The organism is Geodermatophilus pulveris, assembly GCF_900188375.1.
Lineage (GTDB): Bacteria > Actinomycetota > Actinomycetes > Mycobacteriales > Geodermatophilaceae > Geodermatophilus > Geodermatophilus pulveris.
The window spans coordinates 307250-331637 of record NZ_FZOO01000003.1; the positions used below are offsets into that span (position 1 = coordinate 307250).

Annotated in this window: 26 protein-coding genes; 15 read left to right on the plus strand and 11 right to left on the minus strand. The window is 77.2% G+C overall.

Annotated elements, in window-relative coordinates; translation table 11 throughout:
- Nucleotides 1-37: 37 nt before the first annotated feature.
- The 4 genes from idi to CHB98_RS08235 all read left to right on the plus strand — a co-directional run bounded on the left by idi (nucleotide 38) and on the right by CHB98_RS08235 (nucleotide 2650).
- Nucleotides 38-592: an isopentenyl-diphosphate Delta-isomerase gene (gene idi / locus CHB98_RS08220; RefSeq protein WP_089305101.1), complete on the plus strand. Its 555-nt coding sequence runs from the start codon at nucleotides 38-40 to the stop codon at nucleotides 590-592.
- Between the two features lie 103 nt (nucleotides 593-695).
- On the plus strand, nucleotides 696-1508 hold the full coding sequence (locus CHB98_RS08225) for a polysaccharide deacetylase family protein (protein WP_089305102.1): 813 nt from the start codon (nucleotides 696-698) through the stop codon (nucleotides 1506-1508).
- A gap of 74 nt (nucleotides 1509-1582) precedes the next feature.
- Nucleotides 1583-2362, plus strand: coding sequence for an SDR family NAD(P)-dependent oxidoreductase (locus CHB98_RS08230; protein WP_089305103.1), 780 nt, complete (start codon nucleotides 1583-1585; stop codon nucleotides 2360-2362).
- Between the two features lie 12 nt (nucleotides 2363-2374).
- The gene (locus tag CHB98_RS08235; protein WP_089305104.1) at nucleotides 2375-2650 is read left to right on the plus strand and encodes a hypothetical protein; all 276 of its coding nucleotides are present in this window, start codon (nucleotides 2375-2377) and stop codon (nucleotides 2648-2650) included.
- 3 nt (nucleotides 2651-2653) lie between these two features.
- Here CHB98_RS08235 and CHB98_RS08240 read toward each other — a convergent pair whose 3' ends face one another.
- Nucleotides 2654-3046, minus strand: coding sequence for an ArsR/SmtB family transcription factor (locus CHB98_RS08240; protein ID WP_089305105.1), 393 nt, complete (start codon nucleotides 3044-3046; stop codon nucleotides 2654-2656).
- Between the two features lie 122 nt (nucleotides 3047-3168).
- Between CHB98_RS08240 and CHB98_RS08245 the strand changes: the two genes are divergently transcribed.
- Both CHB98_RS08245 and CHB98_RS08250 read left to right on the plus strand, forming a co-directional pair.
- Nucleotides 3169-3576, plus strand: a complete 408-nt coding sequence (locus tag CHB98_RS08245) for a four-helix bundle copper-binding protein (protein ID WP_089305106.1) — start codon at nucleotides 3169-3171, stop codon at nucleotides 3574-3576.
- Nucleotides 3577-3663: 87 nt separating this feature from the next.
- Nucleotides 3664-4875, plus strand: a complete 1212-nt coding sequence (locus tag CHB98_RS08250) for a CehA/McbA family metallohydrolase (protein ID WP_089305107.1) — start codon at nucleotides 3664-3666, stop codon at nucleotides 4873-4875.
- Between the two features lie 31 nt (nucleotides 4876-4906).
- On the opposite strand, the gene CHB98_RS08255 is transcribed toward CHB98_RS08250, so the two are convergent.
- The 4 genes from CHB98_RS08255 to CHB98_RS22280 all read right to left on the minus strand — a co-directional run bounded on the left by CHB98_RS08255 (nucleotide 4907) and on the right by CHB98_RS22280 (nucleotide 8981).
- Nucleotides 4907-7225: a SpoIIE family protein phosphatase gene (locus tag CHB98_RS08255; RefSeq protein ID WP_245821010.1), complete on the minus strand. Its 2319-nt coding sequence runs from the start codon at nucleotides 7223-7225 to the stop codon at nucleotides 4907-4909.
- A gap of 7 nt (nucleotides 7226-7232) precedes the next feature.
- Nucleotides 7233-7844: a biliverdin-producing heme oxygenase gene (locus tag CHB98_RS08260; RefSeq protein ID WP_245821011.1), complete on the minus strand. Its 612-nt coding sequence runs from the start codon at nucleotides 7842-7844 to the stop codon at nucleotides 7233-7235.
- Between the two features lie 97 nt (nucleotides 7845-7941).
- Nucleotides 7942-8508: a helix-turn-helix domain-containing protein gene (locus CHB98_RS22275; protein WP_245821033.1), complete on the minus strand. Its 567-nt coding sequence runs from the start codon at nucleotides 8506-8508 to the stop codon at nucleotides 7942-7944.
- On the minus strand, nucleotides 8409-8981 hold the full coding sequence (locus CHB98_RS22280) for a hypothetical protein (protein ID WP_245821012.1): 573 nt from the start codon (nucleotides 8979-8981) through the stop codon (nucleotides 8409-8411). Before CHB98_RS22280 ends, CHB98_RS22275 begins: the two co-directional genes overlap by 100 nt.
- A 238-nt stretch (nucleotides 8982-9219) precedes the next feature.
- On the opposite strand from CHB98_RS22280, the gene CHB98_RS08270 reads away from it, so the two are divergent.
- Together CHB98_RS08270 and pruA are read left to right on the plus strand one after the other, a co-directional pair.
- On the plus strand, nucleotides 9220-10155 hold the full coding sequence (locus tag CHB98_RS08270) for a proline dehydrogenase family protein (RefSeq protein ID WP_089305109.1): 936 nt from the start codon (nucleotides 9220-9222) through the stop codon (nucleotides 10153-10155).
- A 39-nt stretch (nucleotides 10156-10194) separates the two neighbouring features.
- On the plus strand, nucleotides 10195-11820 hold the full coding sequence (pruA, locus tag CHB98_RS08275; RefSeq protein ID WP_089305110.1) for an L-glutamate gamma-semialdehyde dehydrogenase: 1626 nt from the start codon (nucleotides 10195-10197) through the stop codon (nucleotides 11818-11820).
- A 67-nt stretch (nucleotides 11821-11887) separates the two neighbouring features.
- On the opposite strand, the gene CHB98_RS08280 is transcribed toward pruA, so the two are convergent.
- A complete protein-coding gene (locus CHB98_RS08280) occupies nucleotides 11888-12325 on the minus strand; it encodes an Lrp/AsnC family transcriptional regulator (protein ID WP_089305111.1) in 438 nt (145 codons plus the stop codon).
- Nucleotides 12326-12492: 167 nt separating this feature from the next.
- On the opposite strand from CHB98_RS08280, the gene ddaH reads away from it, so the two are divergent.
- From ddaH to CHB98_RS21995, 4 genes are all read left to right on the plus strand, one after another.
- Nucleotides 12493-13341, plus strand: coding sequence for a dimethylargininase (gene ddaH, locus CHB98_RS08285; RefSeq protein WP_089305112.1), 849 nt, complete (start codon nucleotides 12493-12495; stop codon nucleotides 13339-13341).
- Nucleotides 13314-14579 (plus strand): ornithine--oxo-acid transaminase, encoded by a 1266-nt coding sequence (gene rocD / locus CHB98_RS08290; RefSeq protein WP_245821013.1) that lies wholly within the window; start codon nucleotides 13314-13316, stop codon nucleotides 14577-14579. The genes ddaH and rocD overlap by 28 nt, the downstream gene beginning before the upstream one ends.
- A 209-nt stretch (nucleotides 14580-14788) precedes the next feature.
- Nucleotides 14789-16384 carry a zinc-ribbon domain-containing protein gene (locus CHB98_RS22690; RefSeq protein WP_089305113.1) on the plus strand — a complete coding sequence of 532 codons (1596 nt, stop codon included), beginning with the start codon at nucleotides 14789-14791 and terminating at the stop codon, nucleotides 16382-16384.
- A 1-nt stretch (nucleotide 16385) separates the two neighbouring features.
- Entirely contained in the window at nucleotides 16386-18101 is a 1716-nt protein-coding gene (locus CHB98_RS21995; RefSeq protein ID WP_089305114.1) for a serine/threonine-protein kinase, read from the plus strand.
- Between the two features lie 7 nt (nucleotides 18102-18108).
- On the opposite strand, the gene CHB98_RS08305 is transcribed toward CHB98_RS21995, so the two are convergent.
- Entirely contained in the window at nucleotides 18109-18735 is a 627-nt protein-coding gene (locus CHB98_RS08305; protein ID WP_218822291.1) for an FHA domain-containing protein, read from the minus strand.
- 175 nt (nucleotides 18736-18910) lie between these two features.
- Between CHB98_RS08305 and CHB98_RS08310 the strand changes: the two genes are divergently transcribed.
- Entirely contained in the window at nucleotides 18911-20155 is a 1245-nt protein-coding gene (locus CHB98_RS08310) for a S1 family peptidase (RefSeq protein WP_089305115.1), read from the plus strand.
- 83 nt (nucleotides 20156-20238) lie between these two features.
- Here CHB98_RS08310 and CHB98_RS21535 read toward each other — a convergent pair whose 3' ends face one another.
- The 3 genes from CHB98_RS21535 to CHB98_RS08320 form a co-directional block, all read right to left on the minus strand.
- The gene (locus tag CHB98_RS21535) at nucleotides 20239-20391 is read right to left on the minus strand and encodes a hypothetical protein (protein ID WP_179224318.1); all 153 of its coding nucleotides are present in this window, start codon (nucleotides 20389-20391) and stop codon (nucleotides 20239-20241) included.
- Between the two features lie 280 nt (nucleotides 20392-20671).
- On the minus strand, nucleotides 20672-21322 hold the full coding sequence (locus CHB98_RS08315) for a class I SAM-dependent methyltransferase (RefSeq protein ID WP_218822292.1): 651 nt from the start codon (nucleotides 21320-21322) through the stop codon (nucleotides 20672-20674).
- Entirely contained in the window at nucleotides 21319-22173 is an 855-nt protein-coding gene (locus CHB98_RS08320) for a DUF4397 domain-containing protein (RefSeq protein ID WP_089305116.1), read from the minus strand. Before CHB98_RS08320 ends, CHB98_RS08315 begins: the two co-directional genes overlap by 4 nt.
- 213 nt (nucleotides 22174-22386) lie before the next feature.
- Here CHB98_RS08320 and CHB98_RS08325 point away from each other — a divergent pair, with 213 nt between their 5' ends.
- Nucleotides 22387-23544 carry an MFS transporter gene (locus tag CHB98_RS08325; RefSeq protein ID WP_089305117.1) on the plus strand — a complete coding sequence of 386 codons (1158 nt, stop codon included), beginning with the start codon at nucleotides 22387-22389 and terminating at the stop codon, nucleotides 23542-23544.
- A gap of 305 nt (nucleotides 23545-23849) precedes the next feature.
- A complete protein-coding gene (locus tag CHB98_RS22000; protein ID WP_218822293.1) occupies nucleotides 23850-24032 on the plus strand; it encodes a hypothetical protein in 183 nt (60 codons plus the stop codon).
- A 3-nt stretch (nucleotides 24033-24035) separates the two neighbouring features.
- Here CHB98_RS22000 and CHB98_RS21540 read toward each other — a convergent pair whose 3' ends face one another.
- A complete protein-coding gene (locus tag CHB98_RS21540) occupies nucleotides 24036-24383 on the minus strand; it encodes a hypothetical protein (RefSeq protein ID WP_089305118.1) in 348 nt (115 codons plus the stop codon).
- Nucleotides 24384-24388 lie beyond the last annotated feature (5 nt).

A 24388-nucleotide genomic window follows, 5' to 3' on the forward strand; every position in this document is an offset into this window, starting at 1 on the left:
CCGGGGGACGGCGGCGGAGCGGACCGGGTGGACCACAATGTCCCCCGTGACGGCCACCTCCGAGGAGCTCATCGTCCTCGTCGACGACGACGGGACGGCGATCGGCACCATGCCCAAGCCGCTGGTGCACCACGGCGAGACGCCGCTGCACCGGGCCTTCTCCGCGTACCTGTTCGACGACGACGGCCGCCTGCTGGTCACCCGCCGCGCCGCGGTCAAGCAGACCTTCCCCGGCATGTGGACCAACACCGTCTGCGGCCACCCCGGCCCCGGTGAGGACGACGCCGCCGCCATCGCCCGCCGCGCCGCCTACGAACTGGGCCTGCGGGTGGGCGAGCTGCGGCCGGCGCTGCCGGGTTACCGGTACCGCGCGGAGTTCCGCGGGGTCGTGGAGAACGAGGTGTGCCCGGTGTACCTGGGCCGCTTCTCCGGCACCCCGGCCCCGGACCCGGGCGAGGTGGGCGAGTGGGAGCTGCTGGACTGGTCGACCTTCCGGGCGCGGCAGGAGACCCAGGACGCCGAGGCGTGGTCGCCGTGGTGCCGCGAGCAGGCCCGGCTCATCGAGGAGGCCGGGCTGGTCCCCGCCGGCTGACGTAGCCACGGCCGGTGATGGCCGGATCACGGTCGGTACCGGCCGCTCGGGCCGCCCGTGTCGCTCGCCGGGCCGGGCGGGGCGGCTGCCTAGCGTCCGCGGCATGGAACGCCGCCGGTTCCTCGTGCTGCTCGCCGCGGGCCTCGCCGGCGCGGCCGTCGGTCGCGGCACGGCCGGCCTGGTCGACCCGGCGCGGGCGCCGGTCGGCACGGCGGCGGCCGCCGAGCCCGGGCCCGCGCCGCGCCCCGCGGTGCCGCCCGCGCCGGCCGGCGTCGTCGACCGGCTGCCCGGTGAGAACAGCTCCCTGGCGCTGACGATCGACGACGGCACCAGCTCCGCCGTCGTCGGCTCGCTGTGCCGGTTCGCCGAGGACACCGGCGTCCGGCTCACCTTCTTCCCCAACGGCCGCTACTCCTCCTGGGAGGACAACGCCGACCGGCTGCAACCGCTGGTCGACTCCGGGCAGGTGGCCATGGGCAACCACACCTGGTCGCACCTGGACCTCACCACGCTGTCCGACGGCGAGGTCGCCGACGAGGTCGGCCGCAACCGCGACTGGATCGAACGGACCTTCGGCGTGACGACGCCGTTCCTGCGGCCGCCGTTCGGCGCGCACGACGAGCGGGTCGACCGGATCAGCGCCGAGCTCGGGCACCCGACGATCGTCATGTGGAACGGCACGCTCGAGGACAACCGGCTGCTCACCCCCGACGAGCTCGTCGCCGCCGCCCGCCGCTGGTTCACCCCGCAGGCCGTCGTCGTCGGGCACGCCAACCGGCCGACGGTCACCACCGTCTACGACCGGCTGGTCGAGCTCATCGCCGAGCGGGGCCTGCGGACGGTGACGCTCGCCGACGCGTGGGGCCCCGGGCTGGCCGGCGTGCGGACGGCATCGGGGACTGCCTCCGCCGGGTGATCGTCCCGACCTGCGCCGAGCGGGCGGATCGGTGAGGCTGGGCGGCGACACGCAGTCGACGGATCGAGGAGCGGATGGCCGACAGCAGGGCGTTGCAGGGGCGGGTGGCGCTGGTCACGGGCGCGGCGAGCGGGCTGGGCCGGGCGACCGCCGTGGCGCTGGCCGAGGCCGGCGCGCACGTGGCGATCGCCGACATCGACGAGGGCGGCGCCAAGGGCACGGCCGACCTGGTGGCCGAGGCCGGCGGGTCGGCGGAGGTCGTCGCGCTCGACGTGACCGACGACGCCAGCCGCCGCTCGGCCGTGCAGCAGCTCTCCGACGCCCACGGTGACGCCTTCGACCTGCTGGCCAACGTGGCCGGCATCGACCGGCCCGGCTACGTCACCGACATCGACCTCGCGGACTACCAGCGGGTGCAGGCGGTCAACTGCGAGGGCCCCGTCTTCCTGACCAGCGAGTTCATCAAGCGGGTGCAGCACCTGCCGGCGGGTCGCACCGCCGACGTGGTCCACATCGTGTCGCTCTCCGCGATCACCTCGGGCAGCGGCGCGATCGCCTACAACGGCTCCAAGGCCGGCTTCCTCAACGCCACGCGCTGCATCCAGCGGGAGCTGCGGGAGAAGGCCGTGACGGGCGAGGACGGCGTCGAGCGGCCGTTCCCGTGCCGCGTGCAGGCGGTCATCCCGGCGGCCATGGACACGCCGATGATGGAGCAGTGGGGCATCCCGGCCCACCTGATGATGCCGCCGTCGGCGGTCGCGGAGATGGTGCGCCACCTCGTCACGCTGCACCCGGCGGCGTTCGTGCCCGAGATGCAGATCGTTCCGCGCCTGGAACCGAACTTCCCGCGCTGAGAGGAGCCGACGATGACCGGCCCGGACGACGGCGCCCCCGACAGCGGCATGGCCAGCGGGTCCGACGCCGGTGAGCCCGGCGAGCGTCTCGGCTCCGGCGAGCTGACCGCCGACGAGCGGCGGGTGCTCGAGGAGTTCGCCCACGGCGTCCCGGTCGGCGACGCGGGCCGGGTCGCCGACGACGCCGTGGTGCGCGCCGCGGAGGACGAGCGGCCGCTGCCGGCCGAGGGCGGCGACCAGGGGGACGGGCTCAGCGCCCGGTTCAGCCAGCCGCCGGGCGGGGGCTGACCCTCACGGGGCGTCGTCCGCGGCCGGGGACCGGGTGAGGGCGACCAGCCGCCACAGGCAGTGGTCGAGCAGCGGCTCGGGGAAGTCCGGGGCCAGCCGGTAGTAGACGACCCGGCCCTCGCGGCGGTTGGCGACCAGCCCGGCGGTGCGCAGCACCCGCAGCGCGTAGCCCACGGCGTCCTCGTTCACCTCCAGGGCCAGCGCGAGGTCGCCGACGCACAGCTCCTCGGCGACGTCGAGGGCGTAGAGCACCCGCGACCTCGTCGGGTCGGAGATCAGCGTCAGGACGCCGGCCACCGCGGCGGCGTCGTCCCGGCTGGGGAGTCGCTCGCGGGCGCGGGCGACCCGCTCGGCGTCGACCGGGTGCTGGTGCGGTTGCGGTCGGTCATTCCTCATCGCGTGTCGCCGTGACCCTCGTTGTCCGTACGGGTGTCCGGGTATTCCTCCGGCCGGCGGCCGGGTGACCGCCGCGCAGAGCCTCCCGCACGACGACGCGGGACCGACCGAAGGACACCACCGTGACCGTTGCCAGCCAGATGCTCGACGCCTACCCCGCCGACCTCGGCGGGATCGACAAGCAGCAGCTCGCCGAGTGCATCGACGCCTGCTTCGAGTGCGCCCAGGCGTGCACCGCCTGTGCCGACGCGTGCCTGAGCGAGGAGATGGTCGCCGAGCTCGGGAAGTGCATCCGCACCGACCTGGACTGCGCCGACGTCTGCGAGGCCACCGGGCGGGTGCTGTCCCGGCACACCGGCTACGACGCCACCCTCACCCGCAGCGTGCTGGAGGCCTGCGCCGCGGCCTGCAAGGCGTGCGGTGACGAGTGCGAGCGGCACGCCGGCATGCACGAGCACTGCCGGATCTGCGCCGAGGCCTGCCGGCGCTGCGAGACCGCCTGCCGGGAGCTCATCGCCTCCCTCGGCTGAGCCGGCGCACGGGCCCGGCCGCCGCGCCGGCCGGGCCGTGCCGGCTCCCGGCGGGCGGCGCACGCCCGCCGCTCGTAGGGTCGCCGGGTGACCGGGCTCGCGCTGGGGCAGCCGCTCGACGCGTACGGGACGAGCCGGGTGTCCCGGCTGCGATCCGCGACCCACCTGCTGGCGCACGCGGACCTGCACAACCACACCTGGCTGTCCGACGGCGTCGGCGACCCCGCGCTGGCCTTCGACTCGATGCGCCGCGCCGGCCTGGACGTGGCCGCCCTCACCGACCACGCGGTCTTCGCCGCCGGCGTGGACGACGTCTGGGACCTGCCGTGGGTGACCCGGCTCAGCGGCATCGACCGTGAGGCGTGGGCCCGGCTGGGGCGGCTGGCCGACGCCGCCGACGACCCCGGCCGGTTCGTCGCGATCCGCGGCTTCGAGTGGTCCCACCCGCTGCTCGGCCACGTCAACGTCTGGGGCACCGAGACCTTCGTCGACCCGTTCCGGACCTTCGACACCGACCTCTCCCGGTTCTACGACTGGCTGGCCCGGACCGGGGACGGCGCGGCGGCGCCGGGGTCACCCGGCCGCGGCCTGGCGAGCTTCAACCACCCCGGGGGACGCGGGAACCTGCTGGTCTTCGCCGGCTTCGAGCTGCACCCGGCCGTGGTGGGCCAGATGGCCGGTCTCGAGGTGTTCAACAAGCGCCTGGACTACCTCTACGAGGGCGTCGAGGGCGGTGACCCCTCCCCGCTGGTGCGCTGCCTGGACCAGGGCTGGCGCCCGGGGCTGATCGGGGTCAGCGACGAGCACGGGACGGACTGGGGACTGCCCGACGGCAAGGGCCGCACCGGCGTGTACGTGACCGGGCTCAGCCGGGCGGCGGTCCGGACGGCGCTGGCCGACCGGCAGGTCTTCGCCACCCGGCTCAAGGGCCTGCGGCTCGACGCGACCCTCGACGGGCACCCGATGGGCAGCGCGGTGCGGCTCCCCGGGCCCGCGCGGGTCCGCGTCGAGGTCGACGTCGACCGCGGCGGGTCCTGGCGGGGCCGCCCGCTGAGCCTGCAGCTGCTGACGTCGGGGGAGCGGATGCCCGGCGTGGTCGCGGCCGCGGAGTTCGCCGTCCCGGGCCCGGAGGACCCGCTGCCGGCCGTCGAGGTGGACGTCGACCCGGCGCGCACCCCCTGGCTGGTCCTGCGGGTCAGCGACCCCGCCGAGCCCGCGGACCCCCGGGCCACCGGCCCGTGGCTGCGGTGGGGCTCGGCCGTCGCCTACGCCAGCCCCTGGTGGCTGGAGGCCGGCTGACCCCCACGGCGCGGGGAGCGTCCGGCCCGGGTCAGTCCTGCAGGCGGACGGCAACCAGGGCGACGTCGTCCTCCGCGCCCTCGGGCAGCATCCGGCCGATCAGCTCGTCGCAGGCCTCCCCGAGCGGCCGGTCGCCGACGGCGACCAGCTCGCCGCGCAGCCGCTGCACCCCGTCGTCGAAGACCTGGTCGCGGCGCTCGACGAGCCCGTCGGTGTAGAGCAGCAGCGTCGCGCCCGGTTCGAGCAGCGTCTCGGACTCCGTCCGCGGCGCTGCCGGGTCGACGCCCAGCAGCAGCTCGGCCCGGGGGGTGGCCAGGGTGAGCACCCCGTCGCCGGGGCCGGTGACCAGCGGGGGCAGGTGCCCGGCGCTGGACCAGCGCAGCCGGGCGCCGCCGGACGCCGGGTCCCGGGTCAGCCGGCCGACGAGCACGGTCGCCATGGTGGCCAGCCCGAGGCCGGCCACGGCGGAGTCCAGCCGGCGCAGGACGGCGGCCGGGCCGTCGGCGCTGTCGTAGGCGATGCCGCGCAGCAGCCCGCGCAGCTGGGCCATGTCGGCCGCGGCCGCGGTGTCGTGGCCGACCACGTCGCCGATGACGACCACGGTGGCGCCGTCGGGCTGCTCGAACACGTCGTACCAGTCGCCGCCGACCTGGGCCTCGCGCGCGGCGGGCACGTAGCGGACGGCGACCTGCAGGCGGGCCGAGTGCGGGGGAGCGGTGAGCATGGAGCGCTGCAGCGTCTCCGCGGCCCGCACGATGCTGCGGCTGCGGGCGTACAGCGCCTCCAGCAGCTGGGTGCGCAGCTCGCCGATCTCGGCCAGCTCCTGCGCCGTCCAGGGCTGCGACCGGTCGCGGACGGTCTCCCGCCACCGGTCGAAGCTCTTGCGCGGGCTCAGCCGGACCGAGTCGCCCTCGGCCTCGGCGATCGCCTTGTTGTGCGGGTCGCCGCCCCAGTCGACCGAGCGCAGCGACTCGGTGCGGTGCCAGAGCACGAACTGCCCGTCCGGCAGGGGCAGCACGAGCACCCCGCGCACCGGGCCGAGGACCGCCGCCAGCTCCGGGGCGTCGCGGAGCACGGAGTCCGTGGCCACGACGTCCTCGTACCGGGCGGCCGCCCACGCGACGACCGCCTCGGCGGCGCCCTCGGGCAGGGCCTCGCCGCGGGCCGCGCGGTGGCCCTGCAGGTGGACGACGACGCCGTCGGCGGGCAGCAGGTCCAGCAGGTCGGGGGAGCCGAGCAGGGTGTCGGCCAGCGGGCGGTCCTCGTCGAGGGTGGCGGTGGCCAGCCAGGCCAGGGTGGAGCGCACCTGCAGCGCGCGGTGCACCTCATCCTCCTCGGCGCGGTCGACCAGCCGCAGCGACAGCGTCGAGCCCAGGAACTCCGCGGCGGCCCGGGTGGCGTAGGGCGGGGCGTGCGGCCCGGAGTAGTGGTGGCAGGCGATCAGTCCCCACAGCCTGTCGTCGCGCAGCAGCGAGATGGACATCGAGGCGCGCACGCCCATGTTCTGCAGGTACTCGACGTGCACCGGGGAGACGCTGCGCAGCGTGGAGAAGGTGAGGTCCAGCGGCTCCCCGGTCGAGGGCACCAGCACCGGGTGCAGCGGCACCGGGCGGTAGTCGACGTCGGAGATCAGCCGCAGCCAGTTCTTCTCGTACAGCGCGCGCGCCTGGGCGGGGATGTCGCTGGCCGGGAAGTGCAGGCCGAGCCAGGTGTTCAGCCCCGGCGCCCGGGCCTCGGCCACCACCTGGCCGTGGTGGTCCGCGTCGTAGCGGTAGACCATCACCCGGTCGAAGCCGGTCAGCTCCCGCACCGCCTGCGCGGTGGTGTCGTAGAGCTCCTGCAGCGACGTCGCGCGGTTGAGCTCGGCGACGGTCCGGCGCACCGCCTGGTAGGTGTTCGGGAAGGAGAACGGCCGCGGCCCGTGGGCCGGCTCGAGCTCGACGACCAGCGTCGTCGCCGGCGCTGTCACGCCGTCCTGCCCGTCGACCACGGTGCGGTGCAGCAGCGCGTCCACCGGCACCGGGCTGCCCTGGACGTCGAGGGTGACCTCCACCGGGTTGCGCTCCCGCAGGTCGCCGAACGCGCTGGCCGAGCGGGCGACGGCACCGGCCGCGGCCACCCCGAGCACCTCGGGCAGCCGCCGTCCCAGCGCGTCGCCGGGGGCCACGCCGACCAGGCCGGCCAGGTTCTCCGACACCTGCTCGACGACGAGGTCGGGCTCGGTGACGGCGAGCAGCACACCCCGCGGCTGGATGCTGCCCGGCACGTGGATCGGCTCGCGGTCGCAGGCGGTCAGGTCGCCCGGCGTCCCCGCGCCCAGCAGCTCCACGCCCCGGCCGGCGTCGGTCACGGGGCCCTCACGCCGGCGCCCCGACCGGGGCGCACCAGGCGGCCAGCGTGCCGAACGTCGCGCGGGCGGCGCCGACCAGCCGGGCGGCGTCCCCGCCACCGGCGGCGACCCGCTCGCGGGTGACCCGGCGGTAGGCGTGCCACATGGCGCCGGTCTCGGCGCCGTAGGGGGAGAAGGCGCCCAGCCGGACGCCGGGACCCAGGGCGGGCAGCGTGTCCAGGTGCCGGGCGATGAACGTGCCACCCAGCGTGGCGCCCTCCAGCACGTAGAGCCGGCCCAGGGCCTGGTCGGTGTCCTCGACGGCGGGCAGCTCGGGGCGCGCGGCGACGTCGGCCCCGGCGCCGAGGGCCCGCAGGTCGGCGGCGAACAGGTGCGCCCGGCGCCGCCGCGACCAGGACACCGCCGCGGCGTCCGCGGGGTGCCGGCGGGCCCAGGCGTCCAGGCCGGCCTCGGCGGCGGCCCAGAAGGCGTGCAGCCGGGCGAGGACGGCGACCAGCCGGTCGCGGCCCAGCTGCGGGTCCATCAGGCCGAGGGCCGACTCCACCTGCTCGTGCTCGGCGGCCGTGGCCGACCGGAGCACCGTGAGGACGTCCGCGTCGCCCCCCGTGTCTCGAGGCAACGCCTCTCCTCCCACCACTTCGTGTCCCGAGGGTAGGTCACCGGCTGCGGTGCGGCGATCCCGGACGGGCACCCCGCAGGCCCCCCGACCAGGGCGCTCACCGGCCCCGGCCGCCGGTCCGGGGGACCGGTGCGTCCCCGCCGAGGCGGGCGGCCTCGAGCGAGGCGTGCAGCAGCAGCCGGTGCTCGCCGTCGGCCGGGTCCGGACCGGTGAGGGCCGCGATGCGGGCCAGCCGGGAGTACAGCGTCTGGCGGTGCACGCCCAGCGCGGCGGCCGCCCGCGAGGCGCTGCCGGCGCAGTCGAGCCAGACCTCGGCGGTCCCGGCGAGCAGCGGCTCGGCCAGCAGTGGGACGACGGCGGGGTCCGGTCCGGGCAGCAGCGCCGCCGTCCGCCAGGCGCCGAGCTCCCCCCAGTGCGCCACCGGGGACAGCCGCGGCACGGCGGCCGCCACCCGCGCCGACGCGCGCGCCTGCTGCCACTGCTGGGCCAGTGCCCCGGTGCCGTGGCCGGCCGCCGACACCCCGGCGGTGCTGCCCGCGGGCAGCGCGGCCAGGGCCGCCGCGGTCAGCGCGCCGGCCGGGCGCAGGTCCCCGGCGTGCGCCAGCGGCACCAGCACCGCGACGGCGGCCGGACCCGCCGCACCGCCGGGCAGCACCGCCGCCACCGCGCCGGCGCCGGGCGGTCGCCAGTCCGCGCCCGGCTGCCCGGCCGGGGCCAGCGCCACCAGCACCTGCGCCGCTGCCCACCCAGCGCGGCCGCCAGGGTGCGCGCCGCCTCGGCCCGCTCCGACGGGCCGCCGGCCAGGGCCGACCCCAGCACGCGGCCGAGGTCGGCGCCGGCGGCCGCCCGCTCGGCCAGCAGCCGGCCGGCCTCGACGGCCAGCCCCACGGCGGCGGCCAGGGCAGGATCGGTGGCGTCGTCCGGGTCGGTGCGGCCCTCGTCGAGCAGCCACAGGTAGCCGTGCGTGCGGCCCGCGTGCCGCACGGGCAGCACCAGCCGGGTGCGGATCCCGGCGGCCGGGTCGGCCGGGGTGCGCAGCGGCGCCCGCGCCGCGGCGATGCCGACGTCCTCGAACCGGCGGCGGGTGGCCGCCGGGGAGCCGCGGGTGAGGATCGACAGGGTGCGGACGGCGTCCATGACGGCGTCGGCGTCCCCGTCGTGGGCGCAGAAGGCCAGCAGCGTGAAGTCGGCGTCCTCCAGGGTCGCCGGCGCGCCGAGCAGCCCGGCGACCCGGTCGACCAGGTCCTGCAGCTCGTCGTGCAGTCCCGCGTCCCCTCATACAGCTGTACGAGGGAGACCGTACGTCTGTCGCTGGTGGCGCAGCTCCGGGCTGCCTAGCGTCGGGAGGGTCCGGTCCCCGGCGCGGAGGTGGCGCGTGTTGTCGCAGAAGGCCCTGCTGCTCGGCGCCTCCCGGCGTCCGGAGCTGCGCCGGCTGGTCACCGGCACCCCGGCCACCCGCCGGGTGGTCGACCGCTTCGTGGCCGGCGAGACCCTCGACGAGGCGCTGGCCGTCGTCCGCTCGCTCGCCGGCGAGGGCATCGCGGTCACCCTGGACCACCTCGGCGAGGGCGTCACCGACCGCGGCCGGGCCGAGCGCTCCCGCGACGCCTACCTGGCGCTGCTCGAGGGGCTGGCCCCGCTGCGCCTGGGCCGCACCGCCGAGGTGTCGGTGAAGCTGTCGGCGTTCGGCCAGGCGCTGCCCGGCGGCGGCACCGACCTGGCCCTGGAGCTGGTCCGCCCGGTGGTCGAGGCGGCGTCGGCGATCGGCACCACGGTGACCCTCGACATGGAGGAGTCGGCGACGGTCGACTCCACCCTCGCCGTCCTGGCCGAGCTGCGCCGCGACCACCCCGGCACCGGCGCGGTGCTGCAGGCGATGCTGCACCGCACCGAGGACGACGCCGCCGCGCTCGCCGTCCCCGGCTCGCGGGTGCGGCTGGTCAAGGGTGCCTACGACGAGCCCCCGTCGGTCGCGTTCCGGTCCCGCGACGACGTGGACGCCGCCTACGCCCGCTGCCTCGGCGTCCTGATGCGCGGCCCCGGGCACCCGATGGTCGGCACCCACGACCCGCGGCTGCTCTCGGTCGCCCGCCGGCTGGCCGCCGAGCAGGGTCGGGCGCCGGACTCCTGGGAGGTGCAGATGCTGCACGGCATCCGCGTCGACGAGCAGCGCCGGCTGGCCGCCGAGGGCCTGTGCGTGCGCGCCTACGTCCCCTACGGCGCCGACTGGTACGGCTACTTCATGCGCCGCCTCGCCGAGCGCCCCGCCAACCTGCGCTTCTTCCTGCGCTCCCTCGTCAGCACCACCTGAGCTGCCACCCGCCCCACCACCCCGAGCAAGGGAATACCGATGGACGCCGTCACCCAGGTCCCCCCGCCGCGCAACGAGCCGGTGCTCACCTACGCCCCCGGCACCCCGGAGCGGGCGGTGCTGCAGCAGCGGCTCACCGAGCTGGCCGCCGACCGGCTCGAACTGACCATGACTCTCGGCGAGCAGCGGCGGATGGGCGGCGGCGAGCGCTTCGACGTCGTCCAGCCGCACCGGCACGCCGCCGTCCTCGGCACCGCCGCGCACGCCACGCACGCCGACGCGGAGCAGGCGGTGGCCTGCGCCAAGTCCGCCGCGCCCGCGTGGCGGGACCTGTCCTTCGACGACCGCGCCGCGGTGTTCCTGCGCGCCGCGGAGCTGTTGGCCGGCCCGTGGCGGCAGACGCTCAACGCGGCCACGATGCTCGGGCAGTCCAAGACCGCCCACCAGGCCGAGATCGACAGCGCCTGCGAGCTGGCCGACTTCTGGCGCTGGAACGTGCACTTCGCCCGGCAGGTGCTCGCCGAGCAGCCGGTGTCCAGCCCCGGCGTGTGGAACCGCACCGACCACCGGCCGCTGGAGGGCTTCGTCTACGCGGTCACCCCGTTCAACTTCACCGCCATCGCCGGCAACCTGCCCACCGCGCCGGCGCTGATGGGCAACACGGTGGTCTGGAAGCCCGCGCCCACCCAGCAGTTCGCGGCGCACTTCCTCATGCGGCTGCTGGAGGAGGCCGGGCTGCCGCCGGGGGTGGTCACGATGGTCACCGGCGACGGGGCCGCGGTCTCCGACGTCGCCCTCGCCGACCCCGACCTCGCCGGCATCCACTTCACCGGGTCGACGGCGGTCTTCCAGATGCTGTGGCGGCGGGTGGGGGAGAACATCGCCTCCTACCGCGGCTACCCGCGCATCGTGGGCGAGACCGGCGGCAAGGACTTCGTCATCGCCCACCCCTCGGCCGACGTCGACGTGCTGCGCACCGCGCTGGTCCGCGGCGCGTTCGAGTACCAGGGGCAGAAGTGCTCGGCGGCGTCACGGGCGTACGTGCCGCGGTCGGTGTGGGCGCGGCTGCGCGACGACCTGGTCGGGGTCACCGAGTCGCTGCCGATGGGCGACGTCACCGACCTCTCGACCTTCATGGGCGCGGTGATCGACCGGAAGTCGTTCTCGAAGCTGTCCGGCGTCCTCGACCGGGTGGACGACGACCCGGCGCTGTCGATCGTGGCGGGCGGCCAGAAGGACGACTCCGAGGGCTTCTTCGTCCGGCCGACGGTCATCGAGGGCACCGACCCCGGGCACGAGGTGTTCACCACCGAGTACTTCGGGCCGATCCTCGCGGTGCACGTCTACGACGACGCCGACTACGACACGGTGCTCACCCAGATGGAGGCGGTGGCGCCCTACGCGCTCACCGGGGCGGTCATCGCGCAGGACCGCGAGGCCATCGCGCACGCCCAGCGGTTCCTGCGGTTCGCCGCCGGCAACTTCTACGTGAACGACAAGCCCACCGGCGCCGTCGTCGGCCAGCAGCCCTTCGGCGGCGGGCGGGCCTCGGGCACCAACGACAAGGCCGGCGCGGCGCAGAACCTGCTGCGCTGGACGTCGACCCGGTCGATCAAGGAGACGCTGGTCCCGCCGACCGACCACACCTACCCGCACCAGTCGTGACGCCCCGGAACGGCCCTCCTGCAGGTCCCGCCGCGAGCGTGCGAGCGGTGGGGGGCAGGAGGGTCCTTCATGAGCGGGGGCGGTCGATCAGCCGGGAGAGCACGATGACGCTCTCCGTGTGGTCGACGTTGGGCTCCTCGCGGATGCGCTCCATGGCCTGCTCCAGGTGCCGGACGTCGGAGGCCAGGACGTGCACCAGGGCGTCGGCCGAGCCGGAGACGGTGCAGGCACCCACCACCTCCGGGACGTCGGCCAGGGTGCGCCGCAGCTCGGCCGGCGAGACCGTGCCCTTGCAGTAGATCTCCACGTAGGCCTCGGTCTGCCAGCCCAGCACGGCCGGGTCGACCAGCGCGGTGAACCCGCGGATGGCGCCGGAGGCCACCAGCCGGTCCACCCGCCGCTTGACCGCCGGGGCCGACAGGCTCACCTCGGCACCGACCTCGGCGAAGGTCGCGCGGGCGTCCCGCTGCAGGCAGGTCAGGATGCTCCGGTCCAGGTCGTCCACACTGCGCTCCTCTGCAACGGATGCCCTGTCCCGGCCATGATGACGCAACGGATGACGGCTCACTGAGCAACGGACGTCGCTTGTCGCCGGTCCGGGGGGTGCCTACGTTCGGAGGTGCCGCCGGTGCGCACCCCCGGCGACCGCGTCGATCCTGGAGAGCTGCGTCCATGACCACCCCGTCCGTCCCCTCGCCGGCCACCCGCGAGGCCACCTCGCGCCGCTACCTCATGTGCCCGCCGGTGCACTTCGAGGTCAGCTACGCGATCAACGTGTGGATGGACCCCGGCGCCCCGGTGGACGCCGCGCTGGCGATGCGGCAGTGGGAGGACCTGCGCGCCACCTACGAGCGGCTCGGCCACGACGTGCACCTCATCGACCCCGAGCCCGGCCTGCCCGACATGGTGTTCGCCGCCAACGGCGGGCTGGTCGTCGAGGGCCGGGCGCTGGGCGCCCGGTTCACCCACCCCGAGCGGGGCCCGGAGGGGCCGGCCTACCAGCGCTGGTTCCAGGCCGCCGTCGACGGCGGCCGGCTCAAGGAGGCAGTGGTGCCGCGGGCCACCAACGAGGGCGAGGGCGACTTCCTCGTCGTCGGCGAGCGCATCCTCGCCGGCCACGGCTTCCGCACCGACCCGGCCGCGCACCGCGAGGTGCAGGAGCTGTTCGGGATGCCGGTGATCGGCCTGTCGCTGGTCGACCCGCGCTTCTACCACCTGGACACCGCCCTGGCGGTGCTCGGCGACGACGACGTCGCCTACTACCCGGGGGCCTTCAGCGAGGGCAGCCGTGAGGTGCTGCGCCGGCTGTTCCCCGACGCGGTCCTCGCCTCGGCCCTGGACGCCGCCGTCCTGGGCCTCAACGCGGTCTCCGACGGTGAGACCGTGGTCCTCTCGGCACAGGCGACCGGGCTGGCCGGGCAGCTGCGGGAACGCGGCTACCGGCCGGTCGGGGTCGACCTGTCCGAGCTCCGCAAGGCAGGGGGGAGTGTCAAGTGCTGCACGTTGGAGCTCCGCGGCTGAGCCCGGAGAACGAGCCCCGGGCGGCCTCGCCGGTCGACCACCAGAGGCTGGTCGACCGCAGGGCGGCCCACAACTACGCGCCGCTGCCCGTGGTGGCCGCCTCGGCGGAGGGCGCCTGGGTGACCGACGTCGAGGGACGCCGCCACCTGGACTGCCTGGCCGCCTACTCGGCGGTGAACTTCGGGCACGGCAACCCGACCGTCCTGGCCGCCGCCCGCGCCCAGCTGGAACGGCTCACCCTGATCAGCCGGGCCTTCGGCCACGACCAGCTGGGCCCCTTCGCCGCCGAGCTGGGTGACCTCGTCGGCAAGGAAATGGTGCTGCCGATGAACACCGGCGCCGAGGCGGTGGAGTCCGGCATCAAGGTGGCCCGCAAGTGGGGCTACGAGGTCAAGGGCGTCGCGCCGGACCGGGCCAACGTCGTGGTCATGGCCGGCAACTTCCACGGCCGCACCACCACGGTCATCAGCTTCTCCGACGACCCGGAGGCGCGCGGTGGCTACGGGCCCTTCACGCCCGGCTTCCGCACCGTGCCCTACGGGGACGCCGCCGCCGTGGCGGCCGCGATCGACGGGGACACCGTCGCGGTGCTGGTGGAGCCGGTGCAGGGCGAGGCCGGGGTGATCGTGCCGCCCGCCGACTTCCTGCCCGCGGTCCGCGAGACCTGCACCCGAGAGGGCGTGCTGATGATCGCCGACGAGGTGCAGTCCGGGCTGGCCCGCACCGGCCGCACGCTGGCGGTGCAGCACAGCGACGTGGTCGCCGACGTCTACCTGCTGGGCAAGGCGCTCGGCGGCGGCGTGGTGCCGGTCTCCGCCGTCGTCGCGGACGCCGACGTCCTCGGCGTGCTGCGGCCGGGCCAGCACGGGTCCACCTTCGGCGGCAACCCGCTGGCCTGTGCGGTGGGCCGGGCGGTCGTCGGGATGCTCGCCGGTGGGGAGTGGCAGGAGCGGGCCCGGCTGCTGGGTGAGCACCTCGGGGGCCGGCTGCGCCCGCTCGTCGGCTCCGGGGTCACCGCCGTCCGCTGCATCGGCCTGTGGGCCGGCGTCGACGTCGACCCGGCGATCGCGACCGGCCGGGAGGTGTGCGTGGCGCTCGCCGAGCGCGGCGTGCTGGTCAAGGACACCCACGGGTCCACCGTCCGGCTGGCGCCGCCGCTCGTGGTCGAGCCGGCCGAGCTGGACTGGGCGGTCGACCAGCTGGCCGACGCGCTGGCGCAGCTGGCCGCGCGCCCCTGACGTCCCGTCCCTGACGGCCGCGGCGGCCCCGGTCCGGACCCGGACCGGGGCGCAGCGTGACGGCGTGCAGGGACGCCGCCGGGCCGGCCGGCCACCCGCGCCCCGGCGGCCGGACACCGGTTGACGGCGCCGGGGCCTGCGTGCAGCCTCACCGGGCACCGCGGCGCGGTGAGCACTCCACCGGGCTCTACCGAGCGGGAGGTTCTGTCGTGGAACGTCGGTGCGGCACCCTCCCTCGGCCGTCCCCCGCCCGGCGCGCGGGGGCGACGGCGCTGCTCGCCCTGGCGCTGCTGGCGCCGGTCGCCCCCGGGACGGCGCACGGCGCGGAGGAGCCGCCGGCGGCCGCGGAGGGCGTGCGCAGCGGCGTCGAGGGCTCGAAGGCGGCACTCGTCCGGATCGAGGTGTGGGCCAACGCGGAGATCGCCCACATCGACCACACCACCGGCGAGGTCAACGTGGTGCGGGGCCGGTACGAGGTGCCGATCCGCACCGCGACGGGGGTGTTCACCTCCTCCGAGGGGGTCATCGCGACCACCGGGCAGGCCCTCGCCGTCACCGAGGACGACGTGGTCGTGCACGCGGCGAACCGGCTCTTCCAGGAGGAGATGGGCACCGCGCTGCTCGGCAACGACGGGGACCTCTCCCGGCGCGCCGAGGCGGCGGACGCCTACTGGGACCCGCACCTGAACCACTGCTACGACCAGGTCGAGCACTGCGTGCTGTTCTTCGTCCCGCGCTTCACGGTGTTCCCCTACACCCAGGACGCCGCCGGCACCCCCGCCGACCCGCTGCCGCTGCCCGGCGGCCCCGCCGACGTCGGCCTGCTGCGCATCGGCGGGGGCGGGGGCACCCCGACCGCCGAGCTGGCACCGCCCGGGCAGCCGGTGCCGGCCGAGGCGCTGCTCGCCGGGTTCACCGGGACCCCGGCGCCGGACCGGCCGCCGGCGGAGGTGCCCGTCGCCGTCGACGCGGCGGCCGGCGTCCTCACGTCGTCCGACGAGCTCTCCCCCGCCCTGACCGCCGGCATGGCCGGCGCCCCGGTGCTGGACCCGGCGACCGGCCAGGTCACCGGGCTGGCGACCACCGCCGCCGGGGTGGCGGCGCTGGTCCCGGCCCAGGCGCTGCACGAGGCGCTGCAGGTCGCCGGGACCCCGCCGGCCGGGTCGGAGTTCGACGCGGTCTTCCGCCGCGGCATCGACCACCTCGGAGCCGGCCGGTCCAGCGGCGCGGCGGTCAGCTCGCTCCGCGAGGCCCTGACCTACTACGACTCCGCGCTGGCCGCCCGGTACCTGCAGCAGGCCGAGCAGGGCGGCGGCGGGGGGACGCCGGCCGCCGCCACCGACGGGGACGACGGCGGCGGCCTGCCCGGCGGGCTCGGTGTCTGGGTCACCGCGGCCGTGCTGGCGCTCCTCGCGGTGGGCCTCGCCGTCCTCGCCCGCCGGCGGCGCGCCGGACCCGGCGGGGACGACGGTCCGCCGGCGGCGCCGGCAACCGGGCCGGGCCCCGGGCGGGACGCGACGACCGTGGCCCCGCGGGGCGGCCCGGCCGCGGGTCCGCCCGCGGAGGCGCCGGCGCCGCAGCCGCGCCCGGTCCCCGGCCGGGCGGCGCCGGACGCCTCGGCCGAGCGCACCCGGCTGCGGGAGCCTCTCCCGGAGGACCCCCGGGCCGAGCGCACCCGGCTGCGGCAGCCGCCGGCGCTCGTGGAGGACGTCCCGCGGCGGGCCGCGGCCTTCTGTGCGGACTGCGGCACGCCGCTGCGCGAGCGGGCCCGCTTCTGCGGGGCGTGCGGCTCCGCAGTGGGCTGAGATGCCGCCCCAGTCGCCGTTCCTGGACCCCGGGACGTCGTTCGCCACCTACGAGGTGCAGTCCGTCGTCGGGCGCGGCGGCATGGGCGTCGTCTACCGGGCGCGGGACGTCCGGCTGGAGCGCACCGTCGCGCTCAAGCTGCTGGCGCCGGAGTTCACCGCCCACCCCAACTTCCGCGCCCGCTTCCTGCGGGAGTCCCGGCTGGCCGCGGCCGTGGACCACCCGAACATCATCCCGATCTACGAGGCCGGCGACGCCGACGGGCAGCTGTTCATCGCCATGCGCTACGTGCCGGGCGCCGACCTGCGCACCGAGCTGGACCTGCGGACCCGGCTGGACCTGTCCGAGGCGCTGGACCTGCTGCAGCAGGTGGCCGACGCCCTGGACGCCGCGCACGCCGCCGGTCTCGTGCACCGCGACGTCAAGCCCGGCAACGTCCTGGTCGCCGACAGCTCCCGCAGCGGCCACCGGCACGCCTACCTGACCGACTTCGGCCTGACCCGCCGGTCGTCGTCCCTGTCCGGGCTGACCACGTCGGGCCACTTCCTCGGCACCCTGGACTACGTCGCGCCGGAGCAGATCCGCGGCGACCCCGTGGACGGGCGCACGGACGTGTACTCCTTCGCCTGCGTCGCGCACACGGTGCTGGTCGGGCACCCGCCGTTCGCCGGTGAGGACGACGTCGCGCTGATGTGGGCGCACCTGACCCGCGTCCCGCCCCCGGTCACGGCGCTGCGGCCGGAGCTCGGCGCCGACGTCGACGCGGCCCTGGCCGCCGGTCTGGCCAAGTCCCCCGACGAGCGCCCGGCCAGCTGCGGGGCGCTGGTCGCGTGGCTGGCGGGGCGGGGCCCGGCGGGGACGGCGCTGCTGACCCCGCCCGGGCGCGCACCGGCACCGGTCGAGCCGCCGGTGGTGCCCCCGGAGCGGCCGGTGCCGCCGTCGGAGGTGTCGCTGCCGCCGGGTGTGCCCGCCACGTTCGCGCCGGAGGGCAGCGCGCCGGAGACCAGCGCGCCGGAGAGCGGGGCGTGGCTGCTCCCGGTGGAGCCGTCCACGGCCGGGCCGCCCGCGGGGGCGACCCGGGCGGCGCCGGCCCGGCGCGACCGGCCGCCGCGGGGCCGGCACCGGCGGGCCACGGTGCTCGCCGCCGCCGCGCTGGCCGTCGTGGCGGTCGTCACCGGCCTCGTCCTGAACCTCGGCCGCGGCGGGGAGTACGCGCCGGTCGCGGTGCAGGGGCTGCCCTACACGCTCGAGGCCCCCGCGGACTGGCGGGTGCAGACGTACGAGGTGGGGGACAGCTCGGTGACGGTGCTCTCGCCGACGGCGCTGACCGGCCTGTTCGCCGACGACCCCGCGGGCATGCAGGCGGCCGCCGCCGCGGTCACCGAGGACCCGGGGGCGGCCGTCGGCCTGGCCGTCTACCACCGGCCGCGGCTGGGTGGCGACGACCCGGCCGGCCAGCTGCTGGCGGCCCAGGCGGTGCTGCCCGGTCAGGACGCCGACCTCCGCCCCGGCGACCGGGCGCGGGCCGGCGACCTCGGGGCGACCGCCATGTCCGGCACCCTGGGCCTGGGCGACGAGGCGTCCCTGCAGCTGCGGGTGCTGGCCGTGGACTCCGAGCCCCGCCAGCTGCTGGTCTTCTTCGCCCCGCCGTCGGTGTTCGCCGCGCACGCGGCCACGTTCGACCGGGTGCAGGCCTCGCTGGACGCGGCCGGCTGACCGGCCGCTACAGGTCGCGGTCGCGCACGATCCCGCTCTGCAGCGCGCGCTCCACGAGCCGCAGCCGCTTCTGGTTGTGCGGCAGGTCCTCGATGCCGAACTTGGCGAACAGCGCCCGCAGGTGGGTCTTCACCGCGTCCTCGCTGAGGAACAGCTCCGCGCCGATCCGCTGGTTGGTCGTCGGCGTCGCGTAGGCGCCGCCGTGCTTGAACGGGCGGCACAGCGCGACGAGGACCGCCCGCTGCGACGCGGTCAGCGACTGCAGCGTCGGCACGTCGGCGGCGATCCTCGTCGACTCGTCCCGCCGCACCGGGTACTCGCGGAAGGCCAGCAGCGTCGCGCCCACCCGGATGCCGTCGCCGGCGCGCAGCCGCCGCCGGCCGGTGAGCCGCTCGCCGTTGACGTACGTCCCGTTCCGGCTGAGCCCGTCGTCGGCGATGGTCCAGGCGCCGCCGATCCACTCGAGCGTGGCGTGCAGCCGCGAGACCTCCGCGTCCCACGTCAGGGCCAGGTCGTTCTCCGGGGCCCGGCCCACGGTCAGCCGGGGTGCCGCACCGGTCAGCGGCAGCTCTGCCGGGCGGCCGTCGGCGTCGTCGTACCGCAGCAGCGGGCAGCCCTGCCCCTCGTCCGGCACCCGCCCATGATCCGGGCGCGCCCCGCCGTCGGCAACGCCCGCGACCACCGCGGGGTGCCGGACCGTCACCGCAGGGTGGGTCGATCCCCACCCCGGGGGTCCTGGAGGGCGGGCGCGGTGCGCCCGACGCTCGTCGTGTCGGACCCGCCGACCCCCGTCCCGAGAGGACCCCGCCATGACCACCAGCTCCCGCCGGTCCGCCGCCCGGCGCACGCTCACCACCGCCGCCGCCCTCGGGGTGGCCGCCGGCACGCTGATCGTCGCCGCGCCGGGCACCGCCCTCGCCGCCGAGGGCCCCGCCTCCGCCTCCGTGGGGGCCGCCGAGCGGTCGATCGTCTCCCTCACCGTGGAGTGGGAGGGCTTCGTCCGGTACCCGACGTCGAGCGGCCAGTGGCGGTGGTCGGCCCCCATCGCGCTCACCGGCTCCTGCACGGGCTGGTTCGCCAGCGGGCAGGGACACGTCGTCACCGCCGGGCACTGCCTGGACCCCGCCGAGGTCGAGGACGACGTCCGCGCGGCGTTCCTGGCCGAGCGGGGGCTGGACCTGGACCCGTCCCGGCTGGACTGGCCGGTCGAGGGCAGGGGGGAGAGCACCGTCCCCGACCTGACCCGGGTGTGGGTCTCCCAGCCCCCCGTGCTCGAGGGCGCCGTCCTCGAGGACGCGCTGGTCGCACAGGTCGTCGACTGGCAGCCGGAGGCGGACGGCGACCTCGCGCTGCTGAAGGTCAACAACCTCCCCGAGCCGACACCGGCCCTGACGGTGGCCGCCGACCCGCCGTCGGTGGGCGACGAGGTCACGGCGATCGGGTACCCGGGCCACGTCGGCGGCGTCTCCGACCCCGCCCGCCTGCGGGCGTCGTTCAAGACCGGCACGGTCAGCTCGACGCAGGTGACCCACGAGGGCGTGGCGCGCACCGAGGTCAACGCCGACATGGCCCAGGGGATGTCGGGCGGCCCGACGGTCGACGCCCGGGGCGCCGTCGTCGGCGTGGTCAGCGCCGGCTTCGCCGACCAGGCGTTCAACTTCATGACCGACCACGCCGCTCTGGTGGCCTTCCTGGACCACCACGACGTCGAGGCGTCCGGCACCGGGGCGTCCGGCGCCCTGACCGCGGACCCCGGCCTGGCCGTCCAGGGCCGGACGGCGCCGGCCGGCGAGTTCCCCGTGACGTCGCTGGTGGCCGCCGGCGGGGTGGCGCTGGCCCTCGCGGGCGGGGGCACCTTCCTGGCCGGCCGCCGCCGCCCGGCGACCGCGCCGGCGTCCGCCGCCGCCGCACCGGCCGACCCGACCCGGTTCGTCGGCCGGCCGGCGTGGATGACCCCCGGCGGCGCGCGCGGACCGGCCTGCGCGCACTCCGGCAGCGCGCCGGGCAGCGGGTACTGCGGGGACTGCGGGACCCGGCTGACCCGCGGGGACTGACCCCGCCGACCGCCCGCCGTGCGGCCGTCCACCCCTCCGGGTGGGCGGCCGCACGGCCGTGTGTCACCGGGGCCGGGGTGCGGTCACAGGGCCACGCACTGCCCCTGCTCCTGCTCGGCGGCGTTGCCGCCGCCGACGGGCGCGGGCAGGTCGGCCTGGCACTGCAGCCCGTTGCCGATCACGTTGCCGGTGATCTCGATGCCGCCGGTGTTCTTCTCGGCCTGCACGCTGCCCACCAGGTCGTTGGCCTCGATGCGGATCGGGTTGCGGTCCCCGGCCAGCTGGATGTCGCCGGTCGCGGAATTGCCGGTGAGCCCTCGGCCAGCGCGGACGAGGCCAGGGCGATGCTGCCGGCGAGGGCGGCGGTGAGGGCGATGCGGCCGGTGGTGCGGGTCGTCGTCACGGGGGTTGCTCCCGGTCGGCTGCGCGCGGCGGCGGGTGCGGCCGCGCGGACACCCCACCCGTGCCGGCCGGGGCCGGTCCTGAGACGCCGGGCTCCCCGGACGCCGTGCCGGGTCAGGCGGGGCTGACGGCGGTGCCCAGGACGTGCGGCGTGGCCGGGAGCGTCACCCGGGTGTCCGGGAAGCGCAGCCGGCGCAGCGCGGTGATCCGGAAGCCGGCCTCCTGCAGCAGGCCGACCGCGTCGGTGGTGGTGTGGCAGCCGCCGGCCAGCAGCGGCCACAGCGTCGCGTCGGCGACCCGCTGCACCGCGCGCAGCCGCCGGGTCCTGCCCAGGGTGTGCTCCAGGAACACCAGCGTGCCCCCGGGCCGCAGCACCCGGCGCAGCTCGGCCAGCGCGGCCGGCCGGTCGGGCAGCGAGCACAGCACCAGGCACAGCACCGCGGCGTCGACGCCGCCGTCCGGCAGGGGCAGCGCCTCGGCGGTGCCGGGGACGACCGTCACCGGCACCGGTGCCCCTGCGGCGGCCCGGGTCGCCAGCCGGCGCAGGTGGGGCTCGGGCTCCACCGCGGTCACCCCGGTGACCACGGGCGGGTAGCGCGCGAGGTTGCGGCCGTTGCCGCAGCCGACCTCCACGACCCGGCCGGACAGTGGCGACAGCAGCTCGGTGCGCAGGGCGCCCAGGCCCTCGGCGTCCATCCCCTCGCTGATCCGCGCGTAGCAGCGGGCGAACACCGGGCGGGGGCGGTCCGTGCCCGGCGCGGTCACCGCGCGCGGTGCCGGGCCGGCCGCCGCCCGGGCCGGGCGCGCACCCCCACCACCGCGGCGGCCACGAGCACCACGCCGGCGCCCAGCACCGCCGCGCCCGCCGGGCCGCCGGCGAGGCCGCCGGCGCCGGTCTCGACGCCGCCGACGGGCACCGTCGTCGAGCCGGCGGCGTCCAGGGCCCGCCGCACGGTCAGCCCGCCCGCGCCGTCGTCGAGGACGAGCAGCGTGTACACCGAGCCCGCGGCCAGGTCGACCGGCAGCTGCGCGGCGGGCCCGCCGTCCGGGGTGACCGTGAGCGTGGCCGGGCCGCCGGGCACCTCGACGTGCTCCGTCGCGGAGGCGAAGGCCAGGTCGGAGGCGACCACGGCGCCGTCGTCGGTCGCCACGTCGAGCGACCCGGCCCCGGCGGCAGCCGCGACCACCCGCACCCGCGCCCGGTCGGCCGGCGGCAGCGTGAGGTCGTCCTCGAGCACCTCCAGCCCCAGGTCGGCGGCCGGGCCCAGCCCGGCGACGGTGCGCGCGCTGCCGGGTGCGACGTCGACCGTGGCCGACAGGATCGGCGGGGCGCCGGGCGGGGCGCCGACCGGCAGCATGCTGACGGTGTAGGCGCCGGCCGGGACCTCCCGGTAGTCCGACAGCGTCCCGTAGCCGACCCCGGGGAAGGTCAGCCGGACGTCCGGGTCGGCCACCGAGTCGACGTAGACGTCGCCGGCCGGGGTGTCGGGGGAGAGGTGGGCCAGCCGGAACAGACCCTCCTCCGTGGCGGCTGCCGCCGGCGGGGCGAGGGCGGCCGACGCCGCGACCAGCAGGCCCGCGGCCAGGGCGCGGACCGGGCGGACAGGGGTGGGCATGAGGGCTCCTCGGCGGGGTGGCGGGGGACACCGAGTGTCACCCCGGTACGGCGGCCTGTCACGGGCCCGGCCCGGTCGCGGCCCCGGTGGACACGGCCGGCGCGAGGCGGTGGGCGGTGCGGACACACCTCACTGCGCCGCGTCACCGGCGGCCGGTCATGCTGGGCGGCCGGGCGGCGCGGACGGGCGCCGGGCCCGGACGAGGGGAGCACCGTGGCGCAGGGGACGGCCGGGGCGCACACCTCGCTGTGGCGGCTGCCGGCGGTGCGGGCGCTCGTGGCCGCGACCACGCTCGGGTTCAGCAGCTACTGCCTGACGCTGGCCTCGCTGCCCGCGTACGCGGTCGCCGGGGGCGCGGACGAGGCGACGGCCGGGGCGGTGACCGCGGTCTTCCTGCTGGTGACCGTGGCCGTCCAGGCGGCGGTGCCGGCGCTGACCGCCCGGTACGGCACCGGGCCGGTGCTGGCCGCCGGGCTGGTGGCCCTCGGCGCGCCCTCCCCGCTCTACGCGCTCGGCGACGGGCTGCCGTGGCTCTCCGCGGTCTCCGCGGCGCGCGGGGCGGGGTTCGCGGTGCTGACCGTGCTCGGGGCGACGCTGGCCGCCCGAGTGGCCCCGGCCGAGCGGCGGGGCGAGGCGATCGGCGTCTACGGGCTGGCGATCGCCGTCCCCAACCTGGTCGCCGTCCCCGCGGGGGTGGCCCTGGTGCTCGGCGGGCACGCCGGCTGGCTGGCCTGGCTGGCCGCCACCCCGGTGCTCGCCCTGCCGCTCGTCCCCGCGGTGGTCCGCCGGGCGGGCGCGCGGCCGCCGGTGCCGGCGACGTCCTCCCGGGCCGCGGTGCGCGCCGCGCTGGCCCCCTCGGCGGTGCTGCTCGTGGTCACCCTCGCCGGCGGCGGGCTGGTCACGCTGCTGCCCATCGAGCGGCCGGACGGCGTGCTGGCGACGGCGGCGCTGCTGGTCTTCGGCGTCACCGGCGCGCTCACCCGCTGGCGGGCCGGCCTGCTCGCGGACCGGGCGGGCACCCGGCTGCTGCTGCCGCTGAGCCTGGTGGTGGCCGCGGCCGGGCTGGCCGGCGTCGCGCTCGGGCTGGGCTCCGGTGCCGGCTGGGTGCTCGCCGGCGCCGCCGTCTTCGGCGCCGGCTACGGGGCGGTGCAGAACCTGACGCTGCTGACCGCCTTCAGCCGCGCCGGCGAGGGCGGCGCCACCACCGCCAGCGCCGTGTGGAACGCCTCCTTCGACGCCGGCACCGCGGTCGGCGCGCTGGCCCTCGGGCTGCTCGCCGCGGGGGTCGGCCCGTCGTGGACCTTCCTGCTGGTGGCCGGAGGGCTACTGGTGGCGCTGCCCACGGCGGTGGCGGCCACGCGCCCGGCCTGAGGGGCGCCGGCCCCCTGTCGTCGCCGGGCCGGCCGGGTGTACACGTCGAGGATGAGCGAGTCCGAGGTCCTCGACCTGATCCGGCGCGCGGTGGCCCACGACGACCCGGACGCCATGCGCGCGGGCCTGGACCGGGTGCTCGGCCTCACCTCGGGCACCGGGCTCTCGGCCGAGGAGGAGTACCGGGTCCGGCACCCCGACCACGTGATGGAGATGCCGCAGTCCGGGGAGCGGGTCCGCGGCCGCGAGGCGATGCGGTCGATGCAGGAGGCCTTCCCGCTCCACCGCGACCCACGGTGCGGCGCGTGGTCGGCTCCGGCCGGGTGTGGGTGCTGGAGGGGGTCAACGACTACGGGGACGACGTCTGGCACGTCGCGCTCATCCTGGAGTTCGACGACGAGGGGCGCGTCGTCCGCGACACCCGGTACTACGCGCGCCCCATCGAGCCGCCCGAGTGGCGGGCCGCCTGGGTCGAGCAGCTGGACTGAGCATCAGCCGACGACGCGGGCGGCGGCCGCGCGCAGCGAGCGGAGCAGCACGACCTCCTCGGCGGCCCGCCGCAGCCACCGGCGCAGCCCCTCGGGGTCCTCGCGGGAGGCGTCCCGCAGCCGGCCCAGCTGCACCTGGCGGGTGCTGGCCTGCGCGCGCTGCGCGGGTGGCAGCTGCCGGCCGTCGGCGCGGGCCAGCGCGGTCAGCCCGGCGCCGACGAAGACCAGGTCGCGGACGGCGTCGATGCCCGCGAGCAGCTCGTCGGCGCCGGCGCCGTCGTCCCGGGACAGCCGGCGGACCAGCTCGTCGGCGGTGCGCCGTCCGGTCGCGGAGGGGTCGGAGGAGGTCACGGGAG